Here is a 16,452-nt window from a genome sequence, read left to right as displayed (position 1 = left end):
GGTCAGGGCGCGCCGTTGCGCGCAGCCTCGACCAGGTCGATCGCCTCGGAGAGACCATGCGCGATGCGGTTGGCGCGCTGGCGCAACTGCACCCGCGCCATCCGGGCGGCATCGGCATCGAGGCGATCGAGCGTCAGTGCCGCCGCCAGTCCGGGCAGAATGCGGCTGGCCCTGCCGAGGTCGAACTCGAAAGCGCTGCGCGCGTGATAGAGAACCGGGTTGAGGTGGCGGCCGAGCCGCAGGAGCACCCGGTCGTCGGCCGCGGTCGGCGTCCAGCCTGCGAGCCCGTCGGACAGCTTCTCCGCGAGGTCGGTCAGGCGCGCGATATCGTCCAGCGCCGGGGCGGCTTCGCGATAGGCGCGCAAGCCCGCGAGCACGTCATCTGCCATCGCTGCGGGCTTGAAGGGCAGGACGGGAGCATCGATCAAGCCCGCGACAAGGTTCCGGTAGATCAGCGTGTCGATGGCCAGGACGTCGGCATCCATATGCTCGATCGTGTCCTGATCGGTGTGCCACCACCAGGCGAGGCCGCTGCCGTGCAGGTGATCCGGGCTGGCCGCCGGCAGAAAGGCGCTGACCTGGGCCGTGGCGAGCCCGATGCCGCTGAAGCTCTGGTCCGAGTTTCGGGCCGAGCGCCGGGGATCGATGTAGGGGTCGAGCCGCTTGACCGAGCGATCGACGAAATCCTCTTCCTCCTGTGTCTGCTTGCCGACCGTTCTGTCGAGAACCTGCCTGACATAGTCGGCCAGTTCGGCGGTGGTGTTCCGCAGGGCCTTGGTGGTGCCACCGCGGCTGCCGACGATATCGACGTTGAGATAGGCGATCGCATCGCGATGGAGCGAGTCGCGAAAAGCATCCGCGTACCAGGACGAGCCAGCATAGCCGCCCTGTTCGTGCCCGGTCCAGAACGCGAACTTGATGCCGTAGCGGGGCTTGGGCTGCTGCTTCAGCAGCCGCGCGAGCTCGATCAGCAGGGCGACGCCGGCCGTGTTGTCGGTCGCGCCGTCGCCCCAGGTGCAGTAGTGCGCGCCGAGCAGGACATAGCCCGGCTCCCGCCCTTCGATCTCGCCGACGGGTTGCTGGGCGGCACGCCATTCCGTGCGGATGTCGCTGGTCATCGTGACCTGCGCGCCGCTTGCGATGGCTTGTTCCAGAACGGCGGCGGCGGCGTGAGAAACCTGTATCGCGGGCACGCTCGGCAGCAGGGAGAGGTCGGCCGGGCCTGTCGGCGCGCCCCAGAGCGGCGAGGCCTGGACATAATGGCGCTGCGGACCATGCGAGATGGCGATGACGCCGAGCGCGCCGGCCTTCTGCGCGCTGATGCAGGCGTCATAGCGCGGCAGTCCGTCGATCGCCAGAAAGGCGCCGTTCAAGTCGGCCGGTTCCAGAGAGCGGGTGACGCAACCGCTCAGCTTGTCGGCAGAGGCCGTGAAGGCGGAGCCATTGGCCGGAAGCACCGTCCCGGCAACCGTCAGGGATGCATTCACTGGCCAACTGACGAAGGCGTCGAGTTCCAGCACTTCGTTGGCGACCCCCGCGGATGCGAGTTGCTCGCAGATGAAGCGGCAGGCCGTCGCGGCGCTCTCGGAACCCGGCAGCTTTCGTCCAAGCCCAGCCAGCGCGGCGACCGTCTCCTGCAGCCTCTGCGCGGAGATGCCAGCAGCGACCGGGTCATTCACTATTGCAACAGTCATTGGGCCCTCGGCCGTCATTGCAGTCGGTGTCGGAAGCGGGGGCTGACGCCCTCGTTCCGATCGGAAAGGGTTCAGGGCGCGACCGAAACGTTCCAGTAGCGCGGCTTCTGGCCGGGCCAGGCCTGGAAGCCGGTGACGCTCTTCCTGAAGGCCACCGTCGTTGCGCGCGTGCCCCAGACGACGAGGGGCGCTTCCGCCATCTGCAGGCGGTGCAACTCGTCGTACAGCGCCTGCTTGTCCTGGCCGTCATCGGCCGTGACGAGCTTCTTCAGGAGCTCCTTCGAGGCCGGGCTGTCCCAGACCTTGTCGGCCTGCCGCGCCTTGTCGCCGGTGAAGCGTTCGACGATGAAGAGTGGATCGAGATAGGGCGTAAGGTTCCAGACCATCATCTGGTAGCGCCCGCTGTAGAAGCGCTCGAACTGCGTCGCGAATTCCAGAATCTCGACATCGACATTGAGGCCGACCGCCTGCAGCATAGACTGGAGATAGATCGCCGTATCGGCCATGACCGGCGAGGCCTTGCTGGTGATCAGGGCGATCCGCTCGCCCTTGTAGCCGGAGGCCTTGATCAGCGCGCGGGCCTTGTCGGGATCGTATTCGGCACCGCTGCGCTGAACCTTGCCATAATACTTGCTGGTCAGCGGGATCAGCGAGGGCGAAGCGATGCTCGCATCGTCCAGCACCGCCTTGGCAAGGCTCGCGCGATCGACCGCGTGACTGATCGCCTGACGAATCCGCGGATCGGCCAAAACCGGATCGCGGGATTGCAGCGGGATCGTGTAGATGCCGGCGACCGGCGTGGTGACGACCGTGACGTTCTTGTCGTTGGCGAAATCCTTGATCGAGGCCGCATCGACATCGGCCCAGAGATCGAGCTTGCCCTGCAGGATGCCCAACTTCGCGACCTGCGCGTCCGGTACGAGATCGATCCTGACCTTGTCGACCTTCGCTTCCTTCGCGCCAGAAAGGCCGTCTGACGGCTCCGTCCGCGGCTTGTAATCGGCGAATTTCGCAAGCTCGATGAACTGGCCCTTGCGCCACTCGGCCAGCTTGAAGGGACCGGTGCCGATTGCCGTCACCCAGTTGCCGTTGGCATCGACCGCATCTGGATGGGCGATGCCGGCGGAATCGCAATCGCCGCGTGCCATGGCGCTGAGGAATGAGCCGCTGCGCTCGGCGAGCTGGAACTCCACACGGCGTTCGTCTAGCGCCTTGACCGTTTCGATTTTCGTTGCGTTCGTCCCGTTGAAGGCGCCGCGGCACGGCCAGGCGGATTTGGGGTCGAGGAAGCGCTCCCAGGTCCAGACGACTTCCTTCGCCGTCAGAGGCGCGCCGTTGTGAAACTTGATGCCGTCGCGGAGGGTAAAGACATAGGTCTTGCCGTCGGCGGAGATATCGATCTTCTCGGCCAGCATCGGGGCGACGCTGCCATCGGCGCGCCAAGCGACCAAGCCCTCGTAGATGTTCTGGAGAACGCTGCCCGTTGCGGTGTCGGGGCTGCGACCGGGCATCACCCCCCGGATATCGGACGTGAGCATCGTCCGCAGCGTCTGGGCAGAGGCGGAACCTCCAGCCGCCGCGAAGGCGGCCAGTCCGAGGGCGAGGGCAGCGAAAGCACGCATCTCAATCTCCGGTCGTGTCAGATGTCGGCGCGATGCCGGTTGTGCGGAATCGCTGCGCCAGTTCGGTGCAGAGCAGAGGCCGGGCACCCCGTGCCTCGGCCAGCCCGACAAGGCGCCGGATCATGGGCAGGCGCGCTGCGCGGCCGACGCCGATATCGGCGCGCGGGTGGAACGTGAGGCAGGCGTAGCCATCGACGGCGAGCAAGGCTGACAGCTCCTCGCGCATCAGTTCCTCGGCGCGGTCCTGCGTGACGCGCCGGCGGAAATGCGTGGCGTCGGTCAGCCCCTCCGAGATCGGCAACTCGACCATCCGATCGCCGCCATGCTCGCCCAATCCATAGGGGCAATCATCGTCTAGGAAGCTGGAATCGTAGAGATAACCGAGGCTCTGGAGGATCGGGATCGTATGGGGCGACAGGGTACCGGTCGGCGAACGGAAGCCGCGCGGTGATGCTCCGCTCAGGCGAAGCAGCGTTTCATGCGCTTCACCGATGGCTGCGGTTTCCGCCTCGCGATCCAAGGCCGAATGGTCTTCGAAGGCGCGGCCGTGACTGGCGATCTCGTGGCCGTCGCGCAGGCAGCGCTCGATCAGGTGAGGCAGCTTTTCAGCTTCTGTCGCAGGCCAGAAGAAGGTCGCGGGAAGCCCGCCTTCGCGCAGCGTGTCGAGCAGGCGGACCAGGCCGATGCGATAGGTGTAGCGGCCATGGGCATCGCGACCGAACAGCTCGGCTTCCGGGGTGCTTGCGGCCTCCGGGCCGACGCCGTGAACGTTCACGGTGATGAGCAGGGAGCCGGTCATGCCCGCGTCTCCTGCCAGCGGGAAGGTTCTCTCAGGCAATATTCCGCGAGTTCGCGGCAGGTCATGAAGCGGGTGCCAGGCGTCGCCTTCGCGTGGGCCAGGAAGCGGTTGACCGCCGCCGCCCGCGCCGGGGTGCCGGAGCCGCCGCCTGCCCGGGGATGCACGGTCAGGTGGACATAGCCGTCGCGATCGAGCGCGGCGTCGAACTCCTGCACGAAGTTGCGCTCGACCTCCGCAGCCGAGGCGCCGCCCGTGAAATACATCGGGAAATCGTCGAGCGAGACGGTGTTGTTGGGCAGGATCATGAAGCCATCCTCCAGCAGGTAGGGGATGTCCTCGTCCTTCTCGCTTGCGTCGTAGATATAGCCGAGGCGGCGCAGCGTTGGCAGCGTCAGCCGGCTCTTGCGCCCCGATGGCGAGCACCAGCCCACCGGTATCTGGCCGAAGCCTTCAAGGATCCGGTGCGTCTTTTCGAGCAGTTCCGGCTCTCTCTCGCCGAGGTCGAAACCCTCGTGCTGGTAGCCATGGGCGGCGATCTCGTGCCCGGCCTCGTGGATTTCCCGAAATGGCTCCGGCCAATGCTCGGCATCGTAGCCACAGCAAAAGAACGTTGCCTTCGCGCCATGGCGTTCCAGCATGTCGAGATAGCGCCGGATGCCGCGCCGCAGCGCGTAACTGCCGCGGCTATGGATGCCCAGCGCGTTCTGCCCGCGGCCCGCTTCGACGGCCGGGCCATCGATATGGATCGTGACGCAGACGACGGCTCTGGCGTCATCGGGCCAGCGAATCCGGCCAAGGCGGTCTTTCGCGTCTGAAACCATCGGCTGTTCGTTCCCTGCGATCTCGATGACGCGGCCCATGTCGGGGGCGCTGCCAAAGGTCGATTTCACGAGAGCTTGCGGCGGAGTCGCGACGATGTCAAATTATTGAACCGATGGTTCATCTAGCGAACCGATTTGCAATGTGCTAATGGCCAACTTCACAAGGAGACGACCCCAGGCAACCGGGGGTGAGCAGAAGGAAGGCTCGGCAGATGAGTGCGTCCCCGCCCAAGGAGATCGAGAAGTATCGCGTCGATGCCGTCGACGCGGCGCTCCGCGTTCTGCAGCTCATCTCGGAAACGCCCGATCTCGGTCTTTCCGAGATCACGCGGCGTTCGGGGCAGAGCAAGGCGAGGGTGTACCGGTTGCTGTGCAGCCTCGAGGCCAGCAATTTCGTCAGCTCGACGCCGGAACGGCGCACGTATCGGCTGGGGGTGGCCGCGCTGGCGATCGGCAACGCGGCGGAGCGGCAGATCGATATCGCAAGGATCGCCGGGCCGATCATCGCGAAGCTCGGAAGCGGCACGGGCGAGACGGTGCAGCTACGCGTTCGCGATGGTCGCAACAGCCTGTGCGTAGCGGGGTGGGAACCGGAACGAGCGGTGAAGGTGCTGTCGGGCATCGGCGGAAGCAGGCCCATGCATGCCGGCTCTGGCGTCGTCCTGCTCGCTTTTCAGGACGAGGCCTTTCGCGAGGCGCTGCTCGGCGAGCCGCTGAAGGCGTTTACCGAGCGGACCTGCGTCGATCCCGATCGGCTTCGTCAGGTGCTCGTGCGGGTTCGCGATCAGGGCTTCTATGTCAGCCATGGCGAGGTGAGTCCCGACCTGATCTCGATCTCCGCGCCGGTGATGGGCCCCAACGGCAAAATCATCGCGACTATCCATATCGGTGCGCCGACCGGCCGCGTGAGCGAGAATATCCTTCCCACTTTGATCGATACCGTTCGTAGCGCGGCCCGAGAGCTTTCGGCCCTGCTCGCGGCTTCTCGAAGCGTCGGCTGAACGCGCCGGCTCCTTTCACGCAGAAGCAAGAGACGAGGATGCCAACGCCATGGCCATAGCAATGCAAGCCCGAGGCGGCGTGGAGCCGGTGCCGGTCGACGGAGTGTCCGCTGCCCGCATGATGTCCGGGCTCGAAACCCTGGCGCAGTGGTCGAAGCTGGCCGGAACAGCTGGGGAGGCCGCCAGCTTTTCCTGGATAAAGGAGCAGCTCGACGAGCTCGGCCTGTGGACAGACCTTATCCAGCATGACGCCTATATCAGCATTCCCGGGCCGGCCCGGCTCGTCGTTGAGGGGCGAACGGTCGAGGCGATCACGCATTCGATGTCGCTTCCTTCGCCAGCCGGCGGGCTGACCGGGCCGCTCGTCGATCTCGGCGACGGCTCTCATGCGGCCTTTTCCGAACAGGATGTCCGCGGGCGGATCGTTCTGGTCGATGGCATAGCGGGGCCCGGGATAGCCTTGCTGGCTTCGCAGGCCGGTGCGGCGGGCGTGGTGCAGATCAGCCCTCACCATCTGCTGCATGAGATGTGCATCTCGCCGATCTGGGGCAGTCCGTCGGTCGATACGCGTTCAGCCCTGCCGAAAGTCGTCGTGCTGACGATCGGACATGCGGATGGCGAGGCCTTGCGGAAGGCATTGCGGGATGCCGCATTGGAGGTCACGCTTCACGCGGAAGTCGATACAGGATGGCGCAAGACGCCGCTTCTCGTCGGCGATCTGCCGCTGGCCGAGGACCCGCAAGGGCCTTTCGTCCTGCTCTCCTGCCATGTCGATACCTGGTTTCACGGCGTGATGGATAACGGCTCCGCGAATGTCGCGATGCTGGAAGTGGTCCGTCTGTGCCTGGAGCACCGCAAGGCCTGGCGCCGGGGCATCCGCATCTGCTTTTGGTCCGGGCATTCCCAGGGGCGCTATTCCGGATCGGCCTGGTATGCGGACAATCATTGGGCGGATCTCGACGCGCGCTGTGTGGCCCATGTGAATCTCGACAGCCCCGGAGGAATCGGAGCGAACGATCTGACCCGGACCGGAGCGGCCGGAGGCCTTTTTGGCATCGCAGAGGCCGCGATCGCGGAGGAAACCGGGCAGAAGCTGGCCGGACGCCGCAAAGCGCGGTCGGCCGACGATTCCTTCCCAGGGATCGGCATTCCCTCCGTTTTCGGGAGCCTCAGTCTGCAGGAGCCGAGCGCGCTGAAGATGCGCAATGATCTCGGTTGGTGGTGGCATACCGAGCACGATCTGATCGACAAGATCGATCCTGATCTGCTGGTGCGGGACGCGCGGATCGTGCTGCGCGTCGTACTGGAACTTCTGACGCGGGAGCGGCTGCCGATCGACTACGCTAACCAACTTGCCGATCTCGCCGGCGAACTGGATCGGCTCGGGAATCGCACTGATATTCCGCCGCACGTCCGTAAGGCCGTCGGCGATGCAAGAGCTCTTGCCCTGGATCTCGCGGCCGTCGATGCCACGGTGTTCGACGCTTCGGCGCATGATCGCGCGGTCATGCGGCTGAGCCGCATCCTTGTCCCGCTCGATTACACTCGGGGGGATCGCTTCGTGCACGATCCCGCGCTTTCGCTGACGTCTTGGCCGGTTCTCGATCCGCTCCGGCGACTGGCTTCCAGCACGGCTGGCGACGAGGCCCGATTTGCGGAAGTCGATGCGGTGCGTGCGCTGAATCGGCTGACCTACAGCCTTACCGAAGCATCGCGCCTGCTGGCGGCTGCCTCGGAGCTATCAACCGATCCGGCCGGAGTCTGGAAGCATGAATGCGGTGGTTTCGACCGGTGAGCCCCGGCTCCTCCGAGACATTATGGTCAACCGCATAAGGATTGGGTCGGCATGGTGATGCGAGCTGAAATCGACGAGCGCACGATCTCCCGCATAGCCTTCTCGCTTGTGCGACATTATGAACGGCATCGCACGATCGAGTGCAGCTTTGCACGATGTACCGGCCGAGCGTGATCGCTTGTTCTCATCGTCTGCAGCGATGGGCGTCGTTCTGCATAAGGCAGGCGAGAAATTGATCCTCGATCTCTGGCCCCGTGGCTGCTGCCTGAGTGCCCGATAACCTTTGAAAGCATCATGACATGAAGAATGCGATGATCGTTGCGCCCCAGCCCGAGGCTGCAGAGGCGGGGGCGGAAGTGCTGGAGCGCGGCGGCAATGCCATCGACGCCGCGATCGCCTGCGCCTTCATGCAGGGCGTGGTGGATCCCCTGATGTGCGGCATCGGCGGTTTCGGCTCGATGCAGGTCTATATGCCGCGCCGCGGCGTCCACGAGATCGTCGAGTTCTATGCCAAGGCCTCGCTCTCAGCGACACCGGACATGTGGCTGCCGCATCTGCTCGGCCAGACGCGGGATGGCTTCGCCTTCCTGCTGAAGGGCGGCATCAACGAGTTCGGCCATCTCGCCGTCTGCACGCCTGGCAGCGTCAAGGGTTATGCCCATGCACTCTCGCAATTCGGCACGATGGACTGGCGCGACGTTATGGCGCCTGCAATCAGGCAGGCGCATGAGGGCGTGCTCGTGCGCCCGCACATGCACTGGTTCTGGAGCCAGGACCAGAGCGGTGGGGGCGAGGTCAATACCGGCGACAAGCTGCGCTACAGCAAGACCGGGCGCGAGGTCTTCTTCCGGCCGGACGGCAGCCCCAAGCGCGTCGGCGACACGCTCGTCAATCCGGATCTCGCGGCAACGCTCGAACACCTCGCGAGCGCGGGACCTGACGATTTCTATCACGGCTCGCTGGCCGCCCGGATGGCCTCCGATTTCGCAGCCCAGGGCGGGTTGATCAGCGAGCGCGACCTTGCGGCCTATGAGCTCTCGGTCGTCAAGCCGATCTGGGGCTCCTATCGCGGCCACCGCATCTCGACGAGCCCGCCACCGGCAAGCGGCATGTCGATGCTGCAGATGTTGCACATCCTCGACAATTTCGACATCGGCGCACTCAGGCATGGCGGCGCCGAGCACATCACCCTGCTGGCCGAGGCCATGCGGCGCATGACCATCGACAAGGACAGCTTCATGGGCGACCCGGCCTATGTCGACGTGCCCGTGGATCGCCTGATCTCGAAGGAGCACGCCGCCGAGCAGGCGGAGGCGATCCGCCGTGGCGAACGCGCGGTCATCAACCGGCTGGACAAGTCGCAGCGCGAGACGACGCATGTCACGGTGGTCGACCGCGAAGGCAACGCCGTAGCCCTGACCCATACGCTGGGCAGCCCGTCCGGCGCGATCACCGACGGGCTCGGCTTCATCTACAACGGCACGATGAGCCGCTTCGACCCGCGTCCCGGGCGGGCGGCCTCGATCGCGCCGGGCAAGCGCCGTGCCTCCTCGGCCGCCCCGACCATCGTCTTCGACGGCGAGACGCCGCGTATCGTCATCGGCGCACCCGGCGGCAGCTATATCGCGCCGGCGGTGGCGCAGGGCATCATGAACATGATCGATTTCGGCATGTCGCCCTTCGAGGCGGTTGCGGCACCCCGCGTCATGGCCGTGTCGAACATGATCGACATTTCCAATCGCATCCGCCGGAGCGTCAGCGCCGAACTCACCGGCGCAGGATACGAGGTCAAGCGCTCGGCCCAGACATTCCCATTCGCCGCCCTGCACGCGATCGGGATCGTCGACGGGTTGTGCTCCGGCGGAGCCGATCCGCAACGCGACGGCATGGCGATCAGTGTTTGACCCGATGCAGGCATGTTGCGGAGGGTATCGCCAGTAGGGCAGGCCGTCTCAGCGACGGCAAGCGCGTCATTGCAAAGATCAAGGCTAGGCGAGATGGGTTCAAGCCGGTCAGTGATAGCTGAGGTCACGGCAGGTTTGGTATTGATGGTCGTCGATGGCGCTATCAGAAATCAATCGTAGCCAGCATTTCTGGAAGTGGCCCTTGCTGACATCTGGAGAGTCCCGTTCAGGGCGGCCAAATGCGATCTGCAAGTGCAAGCAGCAGACATTGGATAACCTGGCTTTCGGAAATTCTGTTGCACCGCGGGGCTCTCAAAATCGGCCGAGATTGGCGATCACTTTTGCAGGCGCGAACCCACCAAGCCGGCGGTTTTGGTCATAGAGTCGCATAGGCAGGTCCGCCTTCGGCCTCCAGACTCGTCCGGCCATCGGGCAGTCTACCAGACGCTGAACCGGCTTAGCGGTCGTCCTATCGGATATCCTTCGTCGTCAGGCGCGGCCAGTCGCCATCCGCGCGGGCGATGTAGGTCTTCGTTCGTCCGAGCCAGGTCTTCTGCACGCCGAGATCGTAGTTGAGATAGAGCCTGCCATCGACGATCGACCACGCTTCGGGTTCGATCTTGACGAGATAGCCCCGCGAGGTCCCGTACGCGCAGAAGCCGCCATAGGCCGGCAGGTAGCGCTCCGGCTCGGCCTCGAATAGCGCCTTGTGCTCGGCGCTGGCGAAGCGCCAGGTCGCGCCGCCATGGCGCACTTCGAACTCCGGCTTGCCCGCTTTCGGACCGCCGTCGCGAAAATACGCGACGGGATCGTAGCCGCGGATCGCGACGCCATCGGGCGAGCCGAGCGTGTTGACCGGGCGCTGTGCCTCGGCGCTTACCTCGCCTCCGGCAGCAAGGGCTGCAGTGACGATGCCGATGAAGGCGCGTCTGTCGAGCATGGCGTTATCTCCCACGCGCTTCGAGCGCCTCGAAGACATAGGCCGCGAGATAGCCGTAGATCGCGTGGCCGATGAGGCTCATGAAGGACAGGCGTGGCACGTCGTTCAGCAGGAAATGCTGCCCGGCCAGCGGCGCGAAGAAGGCGAGCGCGATGAAATAGGTGATCACGCCCCAGATCCAGCCATCCGCCGGCATGCCGAAGCTCTTCACCCAGCGCGTCACGATCCAGTAGCCGAGTGGATAGAACAGGAAGCCGGTGATGAAATGCAGCAGCTTGGCTGCCGGTGTCGAAATCTGCAGGCCGAGCTGATGGTAGAAAAGCGACTTCACCAGTTCCGGCGGCTCCAGCGGATATTCGGCGAACCAGGCGGTTGGCACGGCCGAGAACAATTCCCAGAAACCGAGGCCGGCGAAACCACCTAGTGCGAGATGGATCACTGTGCGGGTGGAAGGCGGGGCGAAGCTGCGGGGCATGGTGGCAGTGGTCATGGCAGGGGTCCTTACTGGATGTCAGTGCGTGATGGCGAGCGGGGTGGAGGCGACGGCCAGCGCGGCGAGTCGGCCGGCATTGCGGCCTCGCAGTTGCGCCAGCCGGCGTGTCGCGAAGAGATTGGCGCCGCCGCGCCGGCTCAGGCGCTCGCCGAGAATTTCTGCGGCGCGTTCATGCTCGCCGGCGCGGATCAGGCTCTCGGCATAGGCCTGCTCGAATAGGTCACGTTGGGCATGGCTGCCGCCGACTGCGATCAGGCCGTTGCGAGCCGAGCCGAGCAGGCGCGCCGCCTCGCCATAGTCGCCCTCGTGGAAGGCGATCAGCCCGAAGGCGGCGAGCGCCCCGTTGCGGGCGGCACCGCGCCGCTCGTTGCTGGGATGCGCCTTCGCATCCTCGACTAGGCTGCGGGCGATAGCTTCGGCCCCGTCGACATGGCCGGCGCCGAGCAGGGAGAGGGCATAATGCAGGTCGGCGAAGACGAGGCACCCGTCCTGGACGCGCCCCTCGGCCTTGGCGGCGAGCTCCTCCCAGCGATCGCCGACATCGACGCCGGCATAGTCGAGCCGGGCGAGCAGCGAGGCGCCGTTGGCGATATCGCGGTAATCGTCGGTCGGCTCGGCCCGGATCTCCTCGTCATAGAGTCGCAGAACGTCGCCGACCTCACCGCGCTCCAGCCGGAACAGCGCGAGGTGCCAGAAGATGTGGAAGCGCAGATTGTTGGCATGTGCGATTCCGCGCCCGTTGCCGAGCCAGGCGATGCCCTCGTCGGTGCGGCCGGTCATCTCCAGCACATGGGCGACGGCATGGCGGCCCCAGGCGTCGCGCGGGCTCAACGCCACGGCGCGGCGGCCGGCATGCTCGGCCTGCGCATAGAAACCGCGCTCCTCCAGCGCGAAGGCATGGCAGCCGTGGACGAAGCCGGCGAGCGGATGGCTCTCGCCGAAACCAGGCGCGAAGCGGTTCAGCGCCGCGAGCATCTCGGCTTGATCGCCCAGCATGAAACGCAAGCCATGCGAGAGCTTGAGCGCCAGCACGTCGAAGGGATGGGCGAGGAGGATCGCCTCCAGCCGCTCGGCTGCCCGGCGCGGAGCGTCGTCGAGCCAGAGCGCCAGCGCTTCCGCTACCATCGTCTCGCGCCGCGTTACCGGGCGCAACATCGCGGCTGCTTGCGCCTCTACAAGGCACTCGCGGGCCGGGCCGACGAGTTCGGCGCGTGCCAGCGAGAGCAGCATCAGCCCCTTGGCGGCATGGGCCAGCGCGAAATCCGGGTCGGCGGCGAGCGTCCGGGCGAGGTGCTCGGGTGTCGCGGCAGCGTGGGCCATGAGCGCTTCGAGCATGTCGTTCCAGGCGAAGCGCGCGGCATCGCCGGAGACGCTGATCGGATCGCCGGAGAGATCGTGATGAATGGCGTAAGTCATGGGCTGCTCCATTGCCGCGCCGGCGAAGGGCGCTTGTCAGGGAGTTCGCGACAGCTCGATCAAGCGGCGTTCAATTCGCTTCACGGACCCGTGTTGTCAGCGACGCAGACGCCGCCGGCTCGTTTCTCGGCTCGGCAGCGAGCTTGCGCGCCGGGCCGGCCCAGGGCGCGCTCTTGAACCAGCCGACGACGAGCGCGGTGGCGAGGATCATCGCGAAACCGGTCAGATTGAGCGACGCGACCACAAGCTCGCCGCGCCCGGCCATGTCGGCGATGGTGCCCAGAAGCCGTGCCAGCACGACGCTTGCCAGGAAGCAGGCCAGCGATTGCCGTCCGATCAGGATGAGGAGGTGCCCAGCGCCGCGATCGAGCCGATCCCGCCATGGTTCGATCAGGCTGAGCACGAGATAGGCGAGCGCCAGGAAGTGCATGACACGCAGGATATGCAGGTCGGTCTTCTCGCTGGCGGGAATGACGAGATCGCGGACGGTCTGCGCCAGTGGCCAGTGCTCCAGGATGCCCCAGAAGGACAGGGGCAACGAGACCAGGATGAAGAACGCAGCCGCCAGCATCAATCGTCGGTCACCCAGCGCGGGCACCGGCAGCCATTTCATGGCGATGAAGAAGCCGATGAAGAAGATCAATTGCCAGGCGAAGGGATTGAGGAACCAACCCGTGCCGTTCCACGGGTTGCCCGACAGGTTGAGGTCGGTCGCCCAGACTGTGGCGTAAAGCGTTGTGGCGATCAGGAAAGGGAAGGCGGCATGAAGCCTTCGCGCCAGCATCATCACCGGCACGAGCGCCAGGATGATGAGATACATCGGCAGGATATCGAGATAGTCCGGCTGCCAGCTCAGCGTGGCCAGGCCAAGCAGCGCGTTCTCGGGATCGGCCAGCAGCGGCTGGAACTGCTGCGCGAGCACGGCAAGGCCGAAGATTCGGTCGAGCGCGGCGGCAAGCGCGATCAGCGCCAGCACGAGACCGATCTGCGCCCAGTAGACCTGCCAGATGCGGTAGGCGATGCGGGCCGTGCCCAGCCACCACCCGCGACGCTTGAAGACGCTGCCGAAGGCGAGGGCACTGGCGATGCCGGAGCAGAACACGAAGAGCTCGGCGCCCGAAGAAAAGCCGAAACGTGCCGGAATCCAGGCATTCCAGCTATTCTCCGGCAGATGCGCCACGAAGATGATCAGCATGGTCAGGCCGCGGAAGAGGTCGAGCCGTTCATCGCGTGGCCGCTTCGCAGGGGTGGTCGACGCTACAGCCATCAGAACGCCCCCTCGTAGCTGGCAGCATCGATGCGACAGGCGAGTACGGTGAAGCCGTTGCGCCGGAAGGCCGCCTGCGCCTCGCACTCCAGCGTTTGGCGATCGTCGATCGTTGCGCCATGCCCGCCCATCGCGCGGGCGACTCCGGCGAAATCGGTTTCGCCGATATCGACGCCGGCACGCGCCAGGCCGAGCTGGTGCTGCTTCAGCGCGATCAGCCCGAGCGCCCGATCGACGAGCACGACCACGATCACCGGCAGGCCGAGATCGCGCAGTGTCGCCAGCTCGCCCAGTACCATCTCGAGGCCGGCATCGCCGACGAAGCACACGATCGGTCGGCCGGAGCCGAGCGCGGCACCCGCAGCCAGAGGCAAGGCGCAGCCCATGGTGCAGAGCCCGCTCGACTGCAGCAGGCGACGCGGCCCGTCGCAGTTCCACATCTGGCTGAGCAGGATGCGATGAGCCCCGGAATCGGCGGTCGCCGCCGTACCGGCGGGGGCGACGCGACGCAGCGTCTCGAAGACGGCATGCGGCCCCCATCGATCGGGAGCGGCGAAGGCGGCGCGGAGCGCCTTGCGGATGGCGACAGGTTCGCCGCGTGGCCAGCACGCCGTCGCCACCCGTCCTTCCGAAAGCTGCGCCAGCGTCATGCCGACATCGCCTTCGAGCAGCAGGCTGGAATGATGCATGCCGTGCTGGATCGGCTCCGCGACGATATCGATGACAGGCTTTCCGGCCGGCCATGGGTCCCGCCAGCCCTGGCGCATCTCGATCGGATCGTAGCCGGCAAGCACGATCAGGTCGGCCGCCTCGATCAGCGGGCGGACGAGCGCATCGGCCTTGGGCGAAAGGCCGACGGCCCCGATCACGCGCGGATCATCCTCCGGCACCAGCCCTTTGGCCTTGTAGGTCGTGAGCAGCGGCGCGCCCGTGGCGGTCAGGAAAAGGTCGAGCGCCGCCGCCCCGCCATCCTGGCTCATGAGGTCGAGCCCTGCGATGACGAGAGGTCTTTGCGCGGCAGCGATCAGAGCTTGTGCCGGCCGGAGATCGACCGGGATCGCAGGCGCTGTCGGTGGGATGGCCGGCATCGTGCGTGGGGCCGTGCGAGCTTCCGCGACCGAGATCGGCAGGTCGATATGGACAGGTCCCGGCCGTCCGCGCCGGGCGATCGCGACGGCCTTGGCCACGACGAGGTCTTCGGTGCCGGGCGCGGCGCGGAAACTCGCCTTCACCAGTGGGCGCAACACGGCCTGATGGTCGAAAACCTGATGCGTGTAGCTCTCGGCCAGCGCCTGGTCGACGCAGCCGGTGATGAAGATCAGCGGCACGCGGTCCTGTTGCGCGTTGGCAACGACGTTCACCGCATTCGCGGCGCCGGGGCCGAGCGTCGCGACCAGCACGGGCAGCGCGCCGGTCGCATGCCAGAGCCCCTCCGCCATGAAGCCGGCAGCATTTTCGTGCCTCGCGAGATTGAAGCGGATGCCGGCGCGTTCGAGCGCATCGACCAGCGCCAGCACCTCCCCGCCAGGAATGCCGAAAGCATGGGTCGCGCCTGCCGCGGCGAGTTGCCTCGCCAGGAGATCGGCGCCTCGCGGGCATTGCTCCGGGTCAGTTTCCGCCGAGGCGGCGGCTGCTATCCGTTCATGGCGCATGGTCTGTCTCCGGCAGGTCGCCGTTGTGGCCTTGACGGAGAAGTCGTGCGCAACCGCGGTCTGGTTACAGGATCACGGAGATGTGAGCGCGGCAGCGGGCGGTGGCTGGCGCGCTCCGGCAGGAACAGCCAGGCGCCAGGCCCGTTCGACCCATGCCGCATCCGCGACATGTCCTCCGACATGCAGGCAGAGTTCGAGCCGCGCCGGGCCGTCGCAACCGGTCGCGACCCGGCAGGCGAGCTGTCCGGGCGCAGGGGCACGGGCAGCTTCCGCCCATCCGCCGGTGCAGCCGCCCGGCGCAAAGACCGCGAGGCTCTTGAAGACATCGCCCTGCTTGGAACCCTGCCGCAGCGTGCGGCCGGCAAGCGGCACCGTCACATCGCTCGTGCCATGGACATGGATCAATGGCGGACGCGCGCCGTCGCAGCTTTCCGGCAGCGGCTCCCAGAAGGCTCCGGCGATCGGCGCGAAGGCGGCGAAACGCGATGGCATGCGGCAGGCCAGATACCAGACCATCGAACCGCCCTGCGAAAAGCCGCTCGCCATGATGCGGGCCGGGTCCAGCCCGAAACGCGCGACGGCATCGTCGAGCACCTGTCCGACGTAACGGAACTCGTCCCGGTTACGGGCGGGCGAGCCGGGAAAGGACCAGGAGTGGACGACACCGTCAGGCGCGATCAGCGCGACACCGAGCCGCTGCGCCGCGGCGACGAGACCTTCATCGGCGAGCGTCTCGGCGGCCGAACCCTGATAGCCATGGAAATACATGATCGCGCCCGGGCGTCCGGCCTTCACGCCGGATGGCAGGATTATGCGATAGCTCCCGCTTTCTACCTGGCAGCCATCAGCAACGGGACAAGCATCCAAGGCGGGCCGGCTGCCGACCTCCTGCGCCGACACGGTCGCTCCACCGAGAAGCGTCACGAAAGCGACGACGAGGCTCAGGCGAGATGGAGGCACCATCTTGGTTCTCCCTTGGGGAGCACGAGCCTATCGAGCTGGCAGCGCGGCATCATCGTCCGGTCACAGCCTTGTGAGCCGGCCGGCT

General features: G+C 66.2%; 13 protein-coding genes. 3 read left to right on the top strand and 10 right to left on the bottom strand.

The features are described 5' to 3' along the window. Positions 1-2: 2 nt before the first annotated feature. The 4 genes from Q9235_RS05565 to Q9235_RS05550 all read right to left on the bottom strand — a co-directional run bounded on the left by Q9235_RS05565 (position 3) and on the right by Q9235_RS05550 (position 5,005). Positions 3-1,694: a M20/M25/M40 family metallo-hydrolase gene (locus Q9235_RS05565; protein WP_306225834.1), complete on the bottom strand. Its 1,692-nt coding sequence runs from the start codon at positions 1,692-1,694 to the stop codon at positions 3-5. Positions 1,695-1,765: 71 nt separating this feature from the next. Beyond that, on the bottom strand, positions 1,766-3,316 hold the full coding sequence (locus Q9235_RS05560) for an ABC transporter substrate-binding protein (protein WP_306225833.1): 1,551 nt from the start codon (positions 3,314-3,316) through the stop codon (positions 1,766-1,768). A gap of 1 nt (position 3,317) precedes the next feature. After that, a complete protein-coding gene (locus Q9235_RS05555) occupies positions 3,318-4,115 on the bottom strand; it encodes a polysaccharide deacetylase family protein (RefSeq protein WP_306225832.1) in 798 nt (265 codons plus the stop codon). Then, positions 4,112-5,005, bottom strand: coding sequence for a polysaccharide deacetylase family protein (locus Q9235_RS05550; protein WP_306225831.1), 894 nt, complete (start codon positions 5,003-5,005; stop codon positions 4,112-4,114). Before Q9235_RS05550 ends, Q9235_RS05555 begins: the two co-directional genes overlap by 4 nt. Before the next feature lie 143 nt (positions 5,006-5,148). On the opposite strand from Q9235_RS05550, the gene Q9235_RS05545 reads away from it, so the two are divergent. From Q9235_RS05545 to ggt, 3 genes are all read left to right on the top strand, one after another. After that, positions 5,149-5,937, top strand: coding sequence for an IclR family transcriptional regulator (locus Q9235_RS05545; protein ID WP_306225830.1), 789 nt, complete (start codon positions 5,149-5,151; stop codon positions 5,935-5,937). A gap of 49 nt (positions 5,938-5,986) precedes the next feature. Then, positions 5,987-7,732: a M28 family peptidase gene (locus Q9235_RS05540; RefSeq protein WP_306225829.1), complete on the top strand. Its 1,746-nt coding sequence runs from the start codon at positions 5,987-5,989 to the stop codon at positions 7,730-7,732. 299 nt (positions 7,733-8,031) lie between these two features. Beyond that, positions 8,032-9,636 (top strand): gamma-glutamyltransferase, encoded by a 1,605-nt coding sequence (gene ggt / locus Q9235_RS05535; protein WP_306225828.1) that lies wholly within the window; start codon positions 8,032-8,034, stop codon positions 9,634-9,636. Positions 9,637-10,105: 469 nt separating this feature from the next. Here ggt and Q9235_RS05530 read toward each other — a convergent pair whose 3' ends face one another. The 6 genes from Q9235_RS05530 to Q9235_RS05505 all read right to left on the bottom strand — a co-directional run bounded on the left by Q9235_RS05530 (position 10,106) and on the right by Q9235_RS05505 (position 16,199). After that, positions 10,106-10,576 carry a YHS domain-containing (seleno)protein gene (locus Q9235_RS05530; RefSeq protein WP_306225827.1) on the bottom strand — a complete coding sequence of 157 codons (471 nt, stop codon included), beginning with the start codon at positions 10,574-10,576 and terminating at the stop codon, positions 10,106-10,108. Positions 10,577-10,580: 4 nt separating this feature from the next. Continuing rightward, complete coding sequence (locus tag Q9235_RS05525; protein ID WP_306225826.1) at positions 10,581-11,066, bottom strand: hypothetical protein; 486 nt, start codon at positions 11,064-11,066, stop codon at positions 10,581-10,583. Positions 11,067-11,087: 21 nt separating this feature from the next. After that, the gene (locus Q9235_RS05520) at positions 11,088-12,485 is read right to left on the bottom strand and encodes a tetratricopeptide repeat protein (protein ID WP_306225825.1); all 1,398 of its coding nucleotides are present in this window, start codon (positions 12,483-12,485) and stop codon (positions 11,088-11,090) included. Between the two features lie 70 nt (positions 12,486-12,555). Further along, the gene (locus Q9235_RS05515; RefSeq protein WP_306225824.1) at positions 12,556-13,752 is read right to left on the bottom strand and encodes an OpgC family protein; all 1,197 of its coding nucleotides are present in this window, start codon (positions 13,750-13,752) and stop codon (positions 12,556-12,558) included. Further along, the gene (locus Q9235_RS05510; RefSeq protein WP_306225823.1) at positions 13,752-15,404 is read right to left on the bottom strand and encodes a thiamine pyrophosphate-binding protein; all 1,653 of its coding nucleotides are present in this window, start codon (positions 15,402-15,404) and stop codon (positions 13,752-13,754) included. The genes Q9235_RS05515 and Q9235_RS05510 overlap by 1 nt, the downstream gene beginning before the upstream one ends. A 72-nt stretch (positions 15,405-15,476) precedes the next feature. Then, the gene (locus Q9235_RS05505; protein WP_422678273.1) at positions 15,477-16,199 is read right to left on the bottom strand and encodes a CE1 family esterase; all 723 of its coding nucleotides are present in this window, start codon (positions 16,197-16,199) and stop codon (positions 15,477-15,479) included. Positions 16,200-16,452 lie beyond the last annotated feature (253 nt).

The sequence above is a fragment of the Bosea beijingensis genome (assembly GCF_030758975.1).
In the GTDB taxonomy this organism is placed as follows: Bacteria; Pseudomonadota; Alphaproteobacteria; order Rhizobiales; family Beijerinckiaceae; genus Allobosea; species Allobosea beijingensis.
The sequence above is the reverse complement of the archived record's forward strand: the minus strand, read 5'-3'. Positions and strand labels throughout refer to the sequence as shown.

Excerpts from the sequence above, each read along its gene's own strand:
- Q9235_RS05565 (WP_306225834.1), bottom strand. The coding sequence starts at position 1,694 with ATGACTGTTGCAATAGTGAATGACCCGGTCGCTGCTGGCATCTCCGCG.
- Q9235_RS05560 (WP_306225833.1), bottom strand. The coding sequence starts at position 3,316 with ATGCGTGCTTTCGCTGCCCTCGCCCTCGGACTGGCCGCCTTCGCGGCG.
- Q9235_RS05555 (WP_306225832.1), bottom strand. The coding sequence starts at position 4,115 with ATGACCGGCTCCCTGCTCATCACCGTGAACGTTCACGGCGTCGGCCCG.
- Q9235_RS05545 (WP_306225830.1), top strand. The coding sequence starts at position 5,149 with ATGAGTGCGTCCCCGCCCAAGGAGATCGAGAAGTATCGCGTCGATGCC.
- Q9235_RS05540 (WP_306225829.1), top strand. The coding sequence starts at position 5,987 with ATGGCCATAGCAATGCAAGCCCGAGGCGGCGTGGAGCCGGTGCCGGTC.
- ggt (WP_306225828.1), top strand. The coding sequence starts at position 8,032 with ATGAAGAATGCGATGATCGTTGCGCCCCAGCCCGAGGCTGCAGAGGCG.
- Q9235_RS05530 (WP_306225827.1), bottom strand. The coding sequence starts at position 10,576 with ATGCTCGACAGACGCGCCTTCATCGGCATCGTCACTGCAGCCCTTGCT.
- Q9235_RS05525 (WP_306225826.1), bottom strand. The coding sequence starts at position 11,066 with ATGACCACTGCCACCATGCCCCGCAGCTTCGCCCCGCCTTCCACCCGC.
- Q9235_RS05520 (WP_306225825.1), bottom strand. The coding sequence starts at position 12,485 with ATGACTTACGCCATTCATCACGATCTCTCCGGCGATCCGATCAGCGTC.
- Q9235_RS05515 (WP_306225824.1), bottom strand. The coding sequence starts at position 13,752 with ATGGCTGTAGCGTCGACCACCCCTGCGAAGCGGCCACGCGATGAACGG.
- Q9235_RS05510 (WP_306225823.1), bottom strand. The coding sequence starts at position 15,404 with ATGCGCCATGAACGGATAGCAGCCGCCGCCTCGGCGGAAACTGACCCG.